This is a genomic window from Bradyrhizobium genosp. SA-4 str. CB756 (genome assembly GCF_000473125.1).
In the GTDB taxonomy this organism is placed as follows: Bacteria; Pseudomonadota; Alphaproteobacteria; order Rhizobiales; family Xanthobacteraceae; genus Bradyrhizobium; species Bradyrhizobium arachidis.
Map to the genome: position 1 here is coordinate 7303186 of NZ_KI421499.1, position 12588 is coordinate 7315773.

At 64.4% G+C, this 12588-nt stretch carries 14 protein-coding genes, 1 tRNA gene and 1 pseudogene; 1 reads left to right on the forward strand and 15 read right to left on the reverse strand.

Annotated elements, in window-relative coordinates; all coding sequences use genetic code 11:
• Nucleotides 1-80: 80 nt before the first annotated feature.
• From BRAGE_RS0135330 to BRAGE_RS0135390, 12 genes and pseudogenes are all read right to left on the reverse strand, one after another.
• A complete protein-coding gene (locus BRAGE_RS0135330) occupies nucleotides 81-1400 on the reverse strand; it encodes an aminotransferase class V-fold PLP-dependent enzyme (protein WP_027561442.1) in 1320 nt (439 codons plus the stop codon).
• Nucleotides 1401-1509: 109 nt separating this feature from the next.
• Nucleotides 1510-1758, reverse strand: coding sequence for a hypothetical protein (locus BRAGE_RS0135335; protein ID WP_027561443.1), 249 nt, complete (start codon nucleotides 1756-1758; stop codon nucleotides 1510-1512).
• 307 nt (nucleotides 1759-2065) lie between these two features.
• On the reverse strand, nucleotides 2066-3286 hold the full coding sequence (locus BRAGE_RS0135345) for an ABC transporter substrate-binding protein (RefSeq protein ID WP_027561445.1): 1221 nt from the start codon (nucleotides 3284-3286) through the stop codon (nucleotides 2066-2068).
• Between the two features lie 251 nt (nucleotides 3287-3537).
• Nucleotides 3538-3613: transfer RNA gene (locus BRAGE_RS0135350), tRNA-Phe, on the reverse strand.
• Nucleotides 3614-3798: 185 nt separating this feature from the next.
• Complete coding sequence (gene yacG / locus BRAGE_RS0135355; RefSeq protein WP_027561446.1) at nucleotides 3799-3981, reverse strand: DNA gyrase inhibitor YacG; 183 nt, start codon at nucleotides 3979-3981, stop codon at nucleotides 3799-3801.
• Between the two features lie 146 nt (nucleotides 3982-4127).
• Nucleotides 4128-4757: a Maf-like protein gene (locus BRAGE_RS0135360; RefSeq protein ID WP_027561447.1), complete on the reverse strand. Its 630-nt coding sequence runs from the start codon at nucleotides 4755-4757 to the stop codon at nucleotides 4128-4130.
• A 154-nt stretch (nucleotides 4758-4911) separates the two neighbouring features.
• On the reverse strand, nucleotides 4912-5379 hold the full coding sequence (locus tag BRAGE_RS0135365) for a low molecular weight phosphatase family protein (protein WP_027561448.1): 468 nt from the start codon (nucleotides 5377-5379) through the stop codon (nucleotides 4912-4914).
• 72 nt (nucleotides 5380-5451) lie between these two features.
• Nucleotides 5452-5949 carry a UPF0262 family protein gene (locus tag BRAGE_RS0135370; protein WP_027561449.1) on the reverse strand — a complete coding sequence of 166 codons (498 nt, stop codon included), beginning with the start codon at nucleotides 5947-5949 and terminating at the stop codon, nucleotides 5452-5454.
• Complete coding sequence (hisD, locus tag BRAGE_RS0135375) at nucleotides 5946-7241, reverse strand: histidinol dehydrogenase (protein ID WP_027561450.1); 1296 nt, start codon at nucleotides 7239-7241, stop codon at nucleotides 5946-5948. Before hisD ends, BRAGE_RS0135370 begins: the two co-directional genes overlap by 4 nt.
• Nucleotides 7242-7386: 145 nt before the next feature.
• Complete coding sequence (locus BRAGE_RS0135380; protein WP_027561451.1) at nucleotides 7387-7836, reverse strand: DUF2948 family protein; 450 nt, start codon at nucleotides 7834-7836, stop codon at nucleotides 7387-7389.
• An 80-nt stretch (nucleotides 7837-7916) separates the two neighbouring features.
• Nucleotides 7917-8577 (reverse strand): annotated as a pseudogene (locus BRAGE_RS50805) (epimerase).
• 26 nt (nucleotides 8578-8603) lie between these two features.
• Nucleotides 8604-9542 carry an SDR family oxidoreductase gene (locus BRAGE_RS0135390; RefSeq protein ID WP_027561452.1) on the reverse strand — a complete coding sequence of 313 codons (939 nt, stop codon included), beginning with the start codon at nucleotides 9540-9542 and terminating at the stop codon, nucleotides 8604-8606.
• An 85-nt stretch (nucleotides 9543-9627) separates the two neighbouring features.
• On the opposite strand from BRAGE_RS0135390, the gene BRAGE_RS0135395 reads away from it, so the two are divergent.
• The gene (locus BRAGE_RS0135395) at nucleotides 9628-10269 is read left to right on the forward strand and encodes a TetR/AcrR family transcriptional regulator (protein ID WP_027561453.1); all 642 of its coding nucleotides are present in this window, start codon (nucleotides 9628-9630) and stop codon (nucleotides 10267-10269) included.
• 163 nt (nucleotides 10270-10432) lie between these two features.
• Here the strand turns inward: BRAGE_RS0135395 and BRAGE_RS0135400 are convergent, their stop codons facing one another.
• From BRAGE_RS0135400 to BRAGE_RS0135410, 3 genes are all read right to left on the reverse strand, one after another.
• Nucleotides 10433-11257 carry an alpha/beta fold hydrolase gene (locus BRAGE_RS0135400; RefSeq protein WP_027561454.1) on the reverse strand — a complete coding sequence of 275 codons (825 nt, stop codon included), beginning with the start codon at nucleotides 11255-11257 and terminating at the stop codon, nucleotides 10433-10435.
• Between the two features lie 128 nt (nucleotides 11258-11385).
• The gene (locus BRAGE_RS0135405) at nucleotides 11386-11895 is read right to left on the reverse strand and encodes a hypothetical protein (RefSeq protein ID WP_027561455.1); all 510 of its coding nucleotides are present in this window, start codon (nucleotides 11893-11895) and stop codon (nucleotides 11386-11388) included.
• A gap of 189 nt (nucleotides 11896-12084) precedes the next feature.
• Complete coding sequence (locus BRAGE_RS0135410; protein WP_027561456.1) at nucleotides 12085-12393, reverse strand: EthD family reductase; 309 nt, start codon at nucleotides 12391-12393, stop codon at nucleotides 12085-12087.
• Nucleotides 12394-12588: the final 195 nt, after the last annotated feature.

Genomic DNA, 12588 nt, shown 5'->3' on the forward strand with positions numbered 1-12588 from the left:
TTGCGGTGACAGCGCACCAATAAGCGGATTTGCGATGTGCAATACCGATTGCTGGCGTGTGCATTCCGCTTCGCGCGGATTCAGCCCGCTTTCGAACCGGTGATCGCAGCAAGCGCCTCGACGAGCCGGTCGAGATCGGCCTCCTCGGTGTAGAGCGCCGGCGTCACGCGGATGCATTGGCCCTTGGCGACGCCCGCGCGGCGAACCGTCAGGACCTGGTAGGTGTCCCTGAGCGTCGCCACGGTGGCGTCGTTGTCGGCCTTGCTGGTCCTGCCGGCGAGGCGGAAGGACGTGATCGCCCCATAGAGGCCAGCCTCATCCGGCGTCAGGATCTCGAGGCCCTTGAAGCCCCTGCTACGACTGACCCAGTAGTCGCGCAAATAGCGCAGGCGGGCCTGTTTCGCTGCCGCGCCGATCTGCTGATGGAGCTCGACGGCCGCGGGCACCGTCAGCACCGTCGCGAAATTGACCGTGCCGGTGTGCACCCGCGAGCGGATGTCGGTTTCCGGGAAATCCTCGTCACCGAGGTCGCGATCGATGTCGGCGAAGCGCCCCTTCTTGATGTAGAGGAAACCCACGCCGAGCGGCGCGCCGATCCATTTATGCAGGTTGAAGCCGGCAAAATCGACCTCGAGCTCGCCCACCCTGAAGTCCAGCTGGCCCCAGGAATGCGCGGCGTCGACGATGACGTCGACGCCCTTCGCCCTGGCCATGCGAGCGATCTCCGTGACCGGCATGATGAGACCGGTGCGATGGCTGACATGGGTGAGGAGGAGGAGCCTCGTCTTCGGATTTGCCTCGAGGGCGCGGGCATAGGCGTCGAGCACGGCCTGACGGGTGGCCGGCTCCGGCACCTCGAACTTGACCACGTCGACACCGCGGCGCGCCTTCAGCGCGTTCATCGCATACTGCATCGAATCATAGTCGAGGTCGGCATAAAGCACGCTGTCGCCAGGCCTCAGTCTGTTGTAGCCGCTGATCAGAAGCTGCAGCGCTTCGGTCGCGCCGCGGGTAAGCGCGATTTCCTCCGGCGCAGCTCCGACCGCCTCCGCCACCCTGGCCCGCACGGCCTCGAAATCAGCACCCGCCCGCTGCCGCGCGTAATAGGTGTTCTGATAGTTGATCATCTCGGACAGGCCGATGAACTCGCGCCTGACAGGCTCGGCCATGATGCCCCAATAGCCGTTCTCCAGATTGACGACGTCGGGCGTCACCGCATAGAGCCCCTTCACGGCCGTCCAATAGGCCTTGTCGGTGGCGATCGCGGCCACAGGTCCCGCCGGCTGCACCGGCAGGCCCTCGGCCGCCATGACCGGCGCCGCCAGCGGCGCAACGGCTGCGGCCGCGAGGCCCTTCAGGATCGACCGGCGGTTGGAAGAAATTGTGTTGATCAGATGCATGTCCCGCCCTCCGCGATGCGCGGCGAAGGGAGCAGCAATCCATGGAACGCCAATGACAGGGCGACGACAGTCTGACGATGCCGGGCGCTGCCCTTCGACCGAAGACCGCTCAGGCGGCTTCCGACATCGATTTCGCACGCTGCTCGAGCACGCCGATCGTCGCGACCAGATTGTCACGTCGCGCGCGAAGGGTCGCCGCGAGCAGCGGATAGGTCGGCTGCTGCGCGTCGAACACCCCGGCTTTCGCCTCTTCCTCGAGAATGTCGGTGTTGAGCAGCCGAACGCGCCACCACAGATCGGCGATCAACCCATCGAGCCGAAGTTCATCGGCAGCACCAGAACGGGACACTTCCTGCATCGCTTTGCCTCAACCTGAAACGGTCTCCATGCCGGGACCGAGCTTTGGCCCTGACTGAGCAAGCGGAGTGCCAGGAATGGTCGGACGCCATCGGGTTGCGGAATTGGCTGCGTGTCAGCGGGCGCTGGCGCGCACCTTTGCGCGGGCGGATGGCGGAGCCGCCTTTCAGGTTCCGGGGAGGTCTGTGAGGTTCAGCGAACGAGCGATGGTGCCCAGGGAGGGAATCACACACAACCACCGACACAGCGAGCTGTTGTCTATCCTTAACGAGCTGCTGTTTATCCTTAATATGGTGCCGTGAGCGGGATCAATCGGCGACAATCGGCCCAAACGCCTCCCATCGGTCGCCAGTGAAGCGCATCATTCGGAACTCCTTGACCACACGATAGTCGGCCACGCCGGTGTTGACGGAGAGCCCCGGGAGCAGCAGATCAAGTTTCACGCCTTTCAGGTTCGTCGCTTGCGCCATGACATTCTCGCGCGAGAGATTGTCGCCGCATTGCTTCAAGACCTCGACCAGCAGCTCGGCGGCGCTATAGCCATAGACCGTGAAGATGCTTTTCCGGTCGCCTCCCGGATAGTAGCCGTCCATGAAGGCGCTCCATCGCTTCATGCCTTCGTCATCACGCCAGGTTGGGTCCGTGGCCTCCTTGAATGAGCTCGCCGAGATGATGCCCTTTGCGTTCTGGATGCCTGCGGGAATCAGAACTGCGTCGATCGAGGACGAGCCGACGCCAAGGAGGTGAACGGGCTTCCAATCCAGCTCGGCCATCTTTCTGATGACCTGGGCGGCGAACTTCGAGGCAGCCATGTTGACGAGAACGTCGACACCGGCCGCCTTGAGGCGCACGACCTGCGAGTCAACGGTCGGGTCCGCCACATCGTATGAAGCGTCACTGACGATGAGTTCGGCTGCCCTTGCGCCGAGTGCTTCCTTCAAGCCGGTCAGATAATCCCTGCCACTCTCATCATTCTGGTAAAGCAGGCCGATTCTGGCATTCGGATAGTTATCCAGGATGAAGCGCGCGTAAACGCGAACCTCTGTGCGCAGATTGGGCGCAAATCCCATCGTCCAAGGGAAGTTGACCGGATCCTCGAAACGCGTCGACCGCCCGGCCACGAAAAGCTGAGGGATCTTGCGGTCATTGAGATATTTCTGGACCGCGATGTTCGAGGCATTGCCGAGCGTCTCGAATGTGAACAACACTTCGTCGCTCTCTATGAGCTTGCGGACCTGCTCGACGGTCTTGGACGGCGTCGCCGCATCGTCGTAGGAAATCAACGTGATCTTGCGTCCATTGACGCCGCCATGATCATTGATCATGCGGAAATAGGCTGCCTGCACCTTGCCGATCACGGAGGATGCCGAAAGCGGACCGCTATAGGGCATCGTCTGGCCGATCTTGATCTCGGTATCACTAGCGCCTGGACCATATTGACGATCACCCGCGAGCAAAGGCGGCGTGATGAAAAGTCCGGCCACAAGGATTGCCGCTCTGGCAGCATTCGTGCGCAAGCTCTTGCTCATCGCTGCAACCCATCGCTGGAGCGGAGCTCGCGGATCCGGGCGCCGTTCACGACATGCATGCTTCTTCGCTGACTGGAGAGCGCACTCATCGCGCCGGTGGCGAGAAAGCTGTTCAGCCGGATGGGATCAGAGCAGGCAAGCGCCGTCCAACGAGCCCTGCCCGCAGTGCGCTAGGAAATTTTCCTGATGTTCGGCAAGCCTACAATCGGCAACAGCCAGCAGCGTTGGGGCGGGGTGGCGTTGACGAGCTATGGTGCCCAGGGGCGGAATCGAACCACCGACACTGCGATTTTCAGTCGCATGCTCTACCAACTGAGCTACCTGGGCGTGCTGAGCGAAGGACCCAAGGCCCATCGAGCGGGCGGTTTATAGTGGGCTGAGAGCGGCCTGTCCACCCGGCTTCGCCAAGAGGCTTCGCCGGGCGCGGCCCGGCTGTGCACAAGCTGGGGCGGGCTAGCCGCGGCTGGCGCGCGGCGCGGCGGACATCCGACCAAGGCGTTGATATTGCTTATCTATTCGACGTCATCGACCTCGTCGTCGCGGCCGGGGATGACGTAGGAGCCCTTCAGCCAGCGGTTCAAATCGACGTCGCGGCAGCGCGAGGAGCAGAACGGGCGGGTGGCATGCTCGGTGGGCTTGCCGCAGATCGGGCAGGTTTTGAGCGGGCCGGTGGGCTTTTTGACCAGGTCGTCCATGACGGGCGCAGCTTACACGGGGTGAAGGATTTTAAGCGCCGGTCCGCAAACAGGTTTCGGGAGCAGCGGCGCATGTGCCCCAGTCGGGCCCGGCCGGGCCATTCTACTGTGCATGGGGTTGTTTTCGAGATTTTTATCGGCGCGGGTCAAACGGCGGTGGCGTTGAGCCAGCCGAAGCGGATCGGGAACCCCTCGCCGCCTAGCAGGGTCGTGGTCTCGTAGAGCGGCAGGCCGACCACGTTGCTGTAGGACCCGACCATCTTCACTACGAACGAGCCGGCGATGCCCTGCACGGCATAGCCGCCGGCTTTGCCGCGCCATTCGCCGGAGCCGATATAGGCCTGGATATCGTCCTCGGAGAGGCGCTTGAAGCGGACGCGGGTCTCGACCAGGCGCTGGCGGAACGCCTCGCGCGGCGTCACCAGGCAGATCGCGGTGTAGACGCGGTGGTTGCGGCCCGACAGCAGCCGCAGGCACTGCGCGGCTTCGTCCACCAGATTGGCCTTGGGCAGGATGCGGCGGCCGACCGCCACCACCGTGTCGGCGGAGAGGATGAAGGCACCGCGCAGCTCGTCGTCGAGCTGCACTGACTTCAGCGCCGCGTCGGCCTTGGCCCGGGCAAGGCGGTTGGCGCAGGCGCGCGGCAGCTCGCCCCGCCTCGGCGTCTCGTCGACGTCGGCCGGCCGGAGCGCATCCGGCTCGATGCCGGCCTGGTTGAGCAGCGACAGGCGCCGCGGCGAACCGGAGGCAAGTACGAATTTGGGGCGGCCGAGCATCAGGTGATTTGGGGGATGAAGCGGGGGTGAATTGCGCGCGGAACCTATCGGAAGGGGGCTGATTTCACAACCGGGAACCCGAGCTTAGGTGATTCGAGGCTTCCGATAAGCGTGTGCCTGCGCTCTGTGACGCGGGTGTTACGGGCCCTCGACGCTACCCGCTCGCCGCGCCGACCTTGGCAAACCGCCGGCGGATGCGCATCAGGAGCTGGTCGCAGACGTCGCGGTAGGCGGCAAGCTTCTGGTCGCGGCTGCCCTCGATGGTGGTGGGGTCGTGCGTCGGCCAGTATTCGACGTCGGCGGCGAGCGTGCGGGTCAGTTCCAGCGCCTTGTGGTGCGCCTCGGGCGAGAGCGTGATGATGAGGTCGAAATTGAGCCCCTCCCAATCCTCCAGCTCCTCGAAGGTCTGCGGCTTGTGCGTGGAGATATCCTGGCCGAGCTCGGCCATCACGGATATCGCGAACGGATCGAGCTCGCCCTTTCTGGCGCCGGCCGACTTCACGTAGAGGCCCTGCGGAAACATGTGCCGCAACAGGCTCTCGGCCATCGGCGAGCGCACACTGTTCATCGCACAGGCGAACAGCACCGATTGCGGATCGCGTGCGCGTGAGGGCGCAGCCATCGCTTACGCTCTTTTTGTTTTGCGCATGATCCGATCCGAAAACCGGTTCCCACTTTTCGGGATCATGCGCGTTCACCCCTTCCAATGAAGGACGGTGATGAGCGTGAACAGCCGGCGCGAGGTCTCGAAATCGACCCGCACCTTGCCCTTCAGCCGCTCCTGCAGCGTGCGCGATCCCTCGTCATGGATACCGCGGCGGCCCATGTCGATGGCCTCGATCTTGTCCGGCGTCGCGGTGCGGATCGCCTGGTAATAGCTGTCGCAGATCATGAAATAGTCCTTCACGATCCGCCGGAACGGCGTCAGCGACAGCAGATGCGCGACAACAGGCGTGCCGTCCTCGCGGCGGATGTCGAACATCAGGCGATTGCCGGTGATGCCGATATGCAGCGTGAACGGGCCCTGCCCGTCCGCGCCATCGGGCGCGAACAGATTCTGCTCGATCAGGTCGTAGATCGCGATCGCGCGCTCATGCTCGATGTCGGGCCCGGAACGGCCGATCGAGTCCTCGTCGAGCGTGACGCCGACGATGCGGTTCTGCGAGTCGTCCTGTTCGGGCGGCTTTGTCATGACAGATTGAGGCGCAATCCAATCGAGCGCGAATGAGCATCGAGGCCCTCCGCTTGTCCGAGCGTCATCGCGGCAGGTCCCAGCGCACGCAACTGGTCCGGACCGCATTTCAGGATCGAGGTGCGCTTCATGAAATCGTGCACCGAGAGGCCTGAGGAAAACCGTGCCGAGCGCGCTGTCGGCAGCACGTGGTTGGAGCCGCCGACGTAGTCGCCGATCGCCTCGGGCGTATGCGCGCCGAGGAACACGGCGCCGGCATTGCGGATCCTTGCGGCGAGCGCGTCCGGATCGGTGGTCATGATCTCGAGATGCTCGGCCGCGATGGCGTCGGCGAGCGGGATGGCGTCAGCGAGAGTCTTCACCATGATGATGGCGCCGAAATCGGCCCAGGAGGCGCTGGCGATCGCGGTGCGCGGCAGCGTCTTCAACTGCGCTTCAACGGCCTTCTCGACATCGGCGGCCAGACGCGCCGAGTCCGTGATCAGGATCGATTGCGCGCTGGCATCGTGCTCGGCCTGCGCGAGGAGATCCGCGGCGATCCAGTCGGCATTGCCGGTGTCGTCGGCGATGACCAGCACTTCGGAAGGGCCGGCTATCATGTCGATGCCGACCTTGCCGAACACCAGCCGCTTTGCGGCAGCGACATAGGCATTGCCGGGGCCGACGATCTTGGCGACCGGCGCAATCGTCGCGGTGCCGTGCGCGAGCGCCGCCACGGCCTGCGCGCCGCCGACGCGGTAGATCTCAGAGACACCGCCGAGATGCGCTGCCGCCAGCACCAGCGGATTGAGCTTGCCGTCGGGCGAGGGCACCACCATCACCAGGCGCGAGACGCCCGCGACTCTTGCCGGCACAGCGTTCATCAACACCGAGGATGGATAGGCCGCGGTGCCACCGGGCACGTAGAGGCCGGCGGATTCGATTGCGGTGTAGCGCCAGCCGAGCTCGACGCCGAGTGGGTCGGTGAAGCGCTCGTCCTTCGGCAGCTGGCGGCTGTGATAGGTCTCGATGCGATCACGCGCCAGCTTGAGCGCATCCAGCGTCGCGGCATCGCAGGCCTTCACCGCGGCGTCGATCTCGGCGGCGGTGACGCGCAGGCCGGATGCATCCAGCGTCAAGCGGTCGAACTTGGCGGTGGCTTCGAGCAGGGCCGCGTCGCCGCGTTTGGCGACGTCGTCGACGATCGCGCGCGCGGCGGCCTCGACGTCAGCGGAGACCTCGCGCTTGGCGGCGAGGAAGGCCGCGAATCGCTGGTCAAAATCGGCGCTGCTGCGGTCGAGACGAACGGGCATTTTTGGCTTGGCTTCCGGCTGGTCTTTGGGGCGGATTGGCTCACCCGGCCCCCTGCTCAATGGCGCGGCGGGAAAGCGGCGTCAACCCTTGGCGGGTGCTGCTCTGGCGACGGCCTGAGCCGGGCCGGCTGGTATACAGGCGACCTCACCCCTCCCCGTCGATCTCCAGTCCCGTTCCCAGTTCGTCCGCCCCAAGATCGGTCAGCTCGCATTCCAGGCATTCGACATCGAGGCGGATGGCGCCGCCCTGGGCGAACAAGAGCAGGGCGCTACCGCCCGGCTCCTCGGCGCGGCCGTCCTGGGGGTGAAACTCGATGCCGACAAGGTCCAAAACCTTGTCCGGCGCGTCGAGATCGATGTTGCGCGACTTGCAGGCGAGCACGCGGTCGAAGCGGAGCGCGGCGACCAGCCGGCGCGGCTCGGCCTCGCCCGCCAGCGTCTGCTCCCAGTCCAGCCGGTGCATGCCGACCACCAGCCGCTTCTCGCTCTGCCGCCAAATGATGTCGGAGGCCTGCACGCGGGCATCCTGGACATGGGTCGAGATCACGGCGAGATCGTCGGCATCGAGCGCGATCATCTTGAGCTGGGGAGACATCGCGGGCGCTTCTCCTTCAGGACGGACAGAGTCAACGCGCGCAGGCGCCGAAATTTCCCCACAACTAACGGGCCGGCCGGCTAGACGCTATTGATATCCTCCATCTCCAGCACCTTCCGCGGATACCCGTCCCGGGCAACATGGATCATGGCGCGGCCCATCTGCTCGGTCGAGGTGACGAGCGAAGGCGAGATCCGGCGCAGCACCGACCAGAGCGGCCAGGTTGCGGTATACACGGCCTGCACCCAGGCGGTCTTGGAACGGGCACCGTGCAGCGGCTGGATCGCCCCGGGGCCGGAACATGTAGGCGCCCTTGAACGGCAGCTTTAAGAGATCGTTCTCGGTCTTGCCTTTGACCCGCGCCCACATCCGCGAGCCCTGCTCGGTGGAATCGGTGCCGGCGCCGGTGACATAGGTAAAGGTCATCTGCGGATTGAGCCGCGCCAGCGTCGTCGCCGCGGCGAGCGTGAGGTCGTAGGTGAGATGGCGGTGGCGCTCCTCGCTCATGCCGATCGAGGAGACGCCGAGGCAAAAAAAGCAGGCGTCGAAGCCAGTGAGCCGGGCTTCGATCGCCGAATAATTCAGGAAGTCATCGTGGATGATCTCGGTAAGCTTGGCGTCGTGCACGCCGGTCGGGCTGCGGCCGATCACGAGCACGCGCGCGACGCCGGGGTCGATCAGGCACTCGCGCAAGACGCCCTGCCCGACCATGCCGGTCGCACCGAAGATGATCACTCGCATCGCGACGTCCCCACCGATGTCACGGCTCATGCGGCGACCGCGATGTCGTCGAAGGATATACCGGTCAGCAGTGCCGAGACATCCCACAGCATGGCCGCCGCGGCAAAGTCCTTCGCCTGCGGCATGATCTTCGCGGGCGCCGGCGGGCCCTTCAATTCATAGAATCCGTTCGGACCGTAATAGCCGCCCGGTTCTGCTCCGGGCGAGGTCGCGGCGAACAATGTGGGCAGCGCGCCTTCGGCCGCGGACTGGCTCATCAGCGGCTGGAGCAACCGGCCGACCCGCCATTGGAACGTGTTGGCGCCCGGCCCGTTCGAAATGAGATCGGTCCGCGCGTAGCCGGGATGCGCGGCAAGGCTCGTAATGCCCCAGCCGGCGGCAAGGCTGCGGCGCTGCAATTCCAGCGCAAACATCAGCATCGCCAGCTTGGACTGGCAGTAGGCCCGCCACGGACGATAGGAGCGCTTGCTCTGGAGATCGTCGAAATTGATCGCGCCGGAGCGGTGCGCAAGGCTGGAGAGATTGACGACGCGCGCGGCCTTGGCGCGGCGAAGCTGCGGCAGGAGGCGTGCCGTCAGCGCGTAATGGCCGAGATAATTGGTGCCGAGCTGCATCTCGAAACCATCCTCGGTCTGCTGCCGCTTCGGCAGCGCCATCACGCCGGCATTGTTGACGAGGAGATCGAGCTGCTCGTTGCCGGCGGCAAAGCGCCTGGCGAAATCGGCGACGGAGGCAAGGCTGGCGAGGTCGAGATGCTCGTAGGCAATCAACGCATTGGGAAAACGCTCGCAAATGCCCTCGATCGCGCGCAGGCCCTTTGCGTCGCTGCGCCCGGTGAGTATGACAATGGCGCCGGCGCCCGCCAGCGCCATCGCCGTCTCGTAGCCGAGGCCGCCCGTGGCCCCGGTCACGACGGCGGTCTTGCCGCTGAGAGAGGGGATGTCTGCCGTCGTCCAGTCGGTCATGCCATGTCTCCGTTCGGGGGCTGGAATGAGGCCCGCGACGGCTCTAAATGTGCACTGAGTGCAAGTTTGCAAGAGGTGAAATGATTTGAAGGTTTCGAAGGCCATCGAAAAGCGTGCCAAGTCATTGCCGACGGAAGGAAAATCGCCGTCGTCTGCGGGCCTGCGACAACGCAAGCAGCAGGCGACCCGCGAGCGGCTGACCCGCGCGGCGATGGCGCTGTTCCGCGAGCGCGGCTTCGAGGCCACCACCATCGACGACATCGCAGCCAAAGCGGATATGTCGCGCCGCAGCTTCTTCCATTATTTCGCGTCCAAGGAGGACGTGGTCACCGCCTGGCAGGAGGATGCGGCAAGCGCGCTGGTCGCCGAGATCCTCGCACGGCCTGCGGATGAATCCATGCTAACCGCGGCGGAGAATGCAATCACGGCAGCGGTCAAGCGCGTCGATCCCGCCGAGGCAGCGGCGATGTCGCGGCTCAAGCGCGACAACCCCGCGCTTCACGCGCGCGACCAGCTCAAATACGAGAAGCTTGAGCGCGCGCTGGCTGACGGGCTCGCCCAGCGCGCGAAAAGCAAATCGGACAAGGCCAAGGCCCGGCTCGTCGCCATGATCGCCACCGGCGCGATGCGCGTCGGTGGCGAGAGCTGGATGGGCGAAGGCGCGCGGGAGAAGCCGGAGGTTTTCGTGAAGCGGACGTTCGAAACGATCCGGGCGATATTGAAGTAGCGCTTTTCCCCTCTCCCCTTGTGGGAGAGGGTGGCTCGCCGCTGAGCGGCGAGACGGGTGAGGGGTTGTCTCTGCTTACTCACTCGCAACTGAATTCGGCGGATAGAACCCCTCATCCGGCGCTTCGCGCCACCTTCTCCCACAAGGGGAGAAGGAAGACTCGTCACTCCTTAAAAAACGCCAGGAGGTCCGCGTTGATGGTCTCGGCGTGCGTGGTCGGCATGCCGTGCGGGAAACCCTTGTAGGTCTTCAGCGTGCCTTTCTTCAGCAGCTTGGCCGACAGCGGGCCGGAATCGGCGTAAGGCACGATCTGGTCGTCGTCGCCGTGCATCACCAGCACGGGGACGTTGATCTTCTTGAGGTCTTCGGTGAAATCGGTCTGCGAGAACGCGACGATGCCGTCGTAATGCGCCTTCGCGCCGCCCATCATGCCCTGGCGCCACCAGTTCTGGATCACCGCTTCGGACGGTTTTGCGCCGGGACGATTGTAGCCGTAGAACGGGCCGGCCGGGAGGTCGCGATAGAATTGCGTGCGGCTGGCCGCGAGTTGCTTCTGCAGGTCGTCGAACACGCTCTTCGGAAGGCCGCCGGGATTGGCCGCGGTCTGCACCATCAAGGGCGGCACCGCGGACAGGATCGCGGCCTTCGCCACCCGGCTCTCGCCGTGACGCGCGATGTAGTGCACGACCTCGCCGCCGCCAGTGGAATGGCCGACATGGATGGCGTTCTTGAGGTCGAGATGCGCGGTGACCGCGGCGAGGTCGTCGGCGTAATGATCCATGTCGTGGCCGTCGGCGACCTGCGACGAGCGGCCGTGGCCGCGGCGGTCATGAGCGATGACGCGATAGCCGCGCGTGACGAAAAACATCATCTGCGCGTCCCAATCGTCCGACGACAGCGGCCAGCCATGGCTGAACACGATCGGCTGGCCCGAGCCCCAATCCTTGAAAAAGATCTCGACGCCGTCTTTGGTGGTGATGGTGGGCATGGTGGGGCTCCTTTAGTGAGAAACGTCATTCCGGGGCGCGCGAAGCGCGAACCCGGGATCCGGAGATTGCTGCGCGGGAGTCCGGGTTGGATGCGTTGCATCGCCCTGGAATGACGAGCGAATAACGATCAAGCAAACGTCATCGGCTTGTAGCGGCGCCAGGCGCCGATGGTGAGCAGCACGAAGAACACCAGCACGATGCCCTGCACCACTGCGAACACCGGGCCCGAGGGCGGTGCCGGCGGCACGGCGGGCGCGAGCGCGGCGAGCGCCGGCACCTTCAGGAACGACTGGATCACCAGCACGAAGACGTTGAAATAGAGCGAGATCATCGCAGTGACGATGTAGACCGGACGCCAGACCCCGGAGAGCTTCATGCCGTAGAGCGCGAAGCAGGCGATCGCGAGCAGCACCAGCGAGATGATGCCGATGATGTGCGAGGGCAGCAGCTCCTTGAACGGAAACAGGAAGCCGGTGGCGCTGGTGAGGATCGTGAACAGCAGGAAGATCGCGGTGAGGCCCGGCATCGACTTCGAGCCGAGCAGGCCGAACATCACGACAAGGCCGGCGGCGATGGCGATCAGGCTGATGATGACATGGACCAGTGTGAAGGCGGGCAGGCTCAACCCAAGGACCATGGCATCTCTCCTACGCTCTGCATTGAGATCAGAGTAGTATTACGCTCCTCATGGGATTGCCACATACGTTGTCGTCACATGCATGTGCGCGGCCATGCGTCATCGTGCGAATCGACAAACGCATGGCTGATTTTTTTGCAGCGCTGTCACAAACGACAGCAGGTTTTCGACGAAAGTCGAAGCGATCGTTCACACCTCCTTGGTGTCGAAGATCAGGATGTCAGCGCCGCCACTGGCGAATTTCGGCACGTCAGCGCCGGTCGCATTGCCTTCCGGGCTGGCGAATGCCGCCTGGATGTCGGCAACGCTGTCGAAGGTGAGAATGGCGACAAGATGGATTCCGGTCGCGCCGCCGGGAGATGCGACCGGTCCCTTGCTGACGGCGTATTTCTTCAGGCCGGGAAGTTTCTTGGCGAGTGGAATGTGGGTTTCGGCATAGTATTTGTCGAAGGCCGCGGCATCCTTGGGCGTTTTGTAGAGCACGACGATTTCAGCCATTTAGTCCTCCCGTTGAATCTCTTGTTCGCTCGTTCAGCCTTCGATCCTCATGGTGAGGAGGCGCGTTAGCACCCGTGCGGACGATGCTTCGCATCGCCGCGCGAACCATGAAGGCCCGGGGCGTCGTTCCGGGCCTTCATCCTTCGAGACGCGCTGCGCGCTCCTCAGGATGAGGGGAGATAGTCACGCATGACG

Bases quoted from the DNA above. Each gene is read 5' to 3' on its own strand.
- BRAGE_RS0135330 (WP_027561442.1), bottom strand. From the start codon at position 1,400: ATGCATCTGATCAACACAATTTCTTCCAACCGCCGGTCGATCCTGAAG.
- BRAGE_RS0135335 (WP_027561443.1), bottom strand. From the start codon at position 1,758: ATGCAGGAAGTGTCCCGTTCTGGTGCTGCCGATGAACTTCGGCTCGAT.
- BRAGE_RS0135345 (WP_027561445.1), bottom strand. From the start codon at position 3,286: ATGAGCAAGAGCTTGCGCACGAATGCTGCCAGAGCGGCAATCCTTGTG.
- yacG (WP_027561446.1), bottom strand. From the start codon at position 3,981: ATGGACGACCTGGTCAAAAAGCCCACCGGCCCGCTCAAAACCTGCCCG.
- BRAGE_RS0135360 (WP_027561447.1), bottom strand. From the start codon at position 4,757: ATGCTCGGCCGCCCCAAATTCGTACTTGCCTCCGGTTCGCCGCGGCGC.
- BRAGE_RS0135365 (WP_027561448.1), bottom strand. From the start codon at position 5,379: ATGGCTGCGCCCTCACGCGCACGCGATCCGCAATCGGTGCTGTTCGCC.
- BRAGE_RS0135370 (WP_027561449.1), bottom strand. From the start codon at position 5,949: ATGACAAAGCCGCCCGAACAGGACGACTCGCAGAACCGCATCGTCGGC.
- hisD (WP_027561450.1), bottom strand. From the start codon at position 7,241: ATGCCCGTTCGTCTCGACCGCAGCAGCGCCGATTTTGACCAGCGATTC.
- BRAGE_RS0135380 (WP_027561451.1), bottom strand. From the start codon at position 7,836: ATGTCTCCCCAGCTCAAGATGATCGCGCTCGATGCCGACGATCTCGCC.
- BRAGE_RS0135390 (WP_027561452.1), bottom strand. From the start codon at position 9,542: ATGACCGACTGGACGACGGCAGACATCCCCTCTCTCAGCGGCAAGACC.
- BRAGE_RS0135400 (WP_027561454.1), bottom strand. From the start codon at position 11,257: ATGCCCACCATCACCACCAAAGACGGCGTCGAGATCTTTTTCAAGGAT.
- BRAGE_RS0135405 (WP_027561455.1), bottom strand. From the start codon at position 11,895: ATGGTCCTTGGGTTGAGCCTGCCCGCCTTCACACTGGTCCATGTCATC.
- BRAGE_RS0135410 (WP_027561456.1), bottom strand. From the start codon at position 12,393: ATGGCTGAAATCGTCGTGCTCTACAAAACGCCCAAGGATGCCGCGGCC.